Here is a 1,384-nt window from a genome sequence, read left to right on the forward strand (position 1 = left end):
CGCTTCGTCGGCCATATGCCCAAGATGGACGAAAACCTGTTGAACGACGTCGTGGCCGCCGCGCTGAAGGCCGGCGCCGACGCCGCCGAGGCGGTCTCGGCCGAGCGCGCCGCCCTGTCCGTCGGGGTCCGCAACGGCGCCCTCGAGGACGTCGAGCGCGAGGAGAGCCGCGACCTCGGCCTGCGCGTCTTCATTGGCCGGCGTCAGGCCACGGTTTCCGCCTCCGACCTGTCCGACGCCACCCGGACCCGCCTCGTCGAGCGCGCCGTGGCCATGGCCAAACTGGCCCCCGAAGATCCTTACGCCGGCCTCGCGCCCCAGGACCGCCTCGCCCGCGGCCCCTTCGCTGACCTCGACCTCTACGATTCATCGGAACGCGGCGCCGCCGATCTTGGGGCTGTCGCCGCCGAGGCCGAGGCGGTCGCCCTGGCCGTGCCCGGCGTTGTCCGCTCCGAGGGCGGCCACGCCTCGGCCTCCGCCAGCCGCTGGCGGCTGGTGACCTCGCACGGCTTCGACGGCGCCTATCACGGCTCGGCCTTCTCGCTCGGCGTCGGCGTCATCGCCGAGAAGGACGGGGCGATGGAGCGTGGCGGCGAAAACCGGGCGGCGCGCCACCTGTCCGACCTGCCCTCGGCCGGAGACATCGGGGCCGAGGCCGGTCGCCGCGCCGTCGCCCGCACCGGCCCGCGCAAGATCGCCTCGACCACCGCCCCGGCAATCTTCGAGAACCGGCTGGCCATGCAGATCCTGTCGCCGCTGATCGGCGCCATCTCCGGCCCGTCGATCGCCCGCGGCACCTCGTTCCTCAAGGATCGCCTCGGTCAGGCTGTCCTGCCGAAGGGCGTCAACCTGATCGACGATCCGTTCCGTCCGCGCGGCCTCGGCTCGACCCCGTTCGACGACGAGGGCGTGGCGGTGACCCGGCAATCAATCATTGACGGCGGCGTCCTGACCACCTGGCTGCTGAACAGCGCCGCCGCCGCCCAGCTGGGTCTCGCCTCCACCGGCCACGCCGCGCGCGGCCTCGCGGGCCCGCCCGGGGTCTCGACCCACAGCCTGCATCTGGAACCCGGCGACCGCGACCTCGACGGCCTGATGGCCGACGCCGGGACCGGCCTGTTGGTCACCTCCATGTTCGGACCGTCGCTGAACGCCAACACCGGCGACTGGTCGGCCGGGGTCTCCGGCTTCTGGTTCGAGAACGGCGCCGTCGCCTATCCGGTCAGCGAGGTCACCGTGGCCGGCAAGCTGACCGACCTCTACGCCCGCCTGCAGCGCGGCTCGGACCTCGAATTCCGGGGCGCCAACAACAGCCCGTCGCTGATGTTCGACGCGGTCGCCATCGCCGGCAAATGAGCGACGCAAGCCACGAACTTGGCGCCGA

General features: G+C 72.5%; 1 protein-coding gene. It reads left to right on the forward strand.

The window, feature by feature from the left end:
* Positions 1-24 precede the first annotated feature (24 nt).
* Positions 25-1,356, forward strand: coding sequence for a TldD/PmbA family protein (locus RDU12_RS00200; protein WP_308683942.1), 1,332 nt, complete (start codon positions 25-27; stop codon positions 1,354-1,356).
* Positions 1,357-1,384: the final 28 nt, after the last annotated feature.

It is taken from the genome of Brevundimonas sp. (assembly GCF_031082345.1).
Classification (GTDB): domain Bacteria; phylum Pseudomonadota; class Alphaproteobacteria; order Caulobacterales; family Caulobacteraceae; genus Brevundimonas.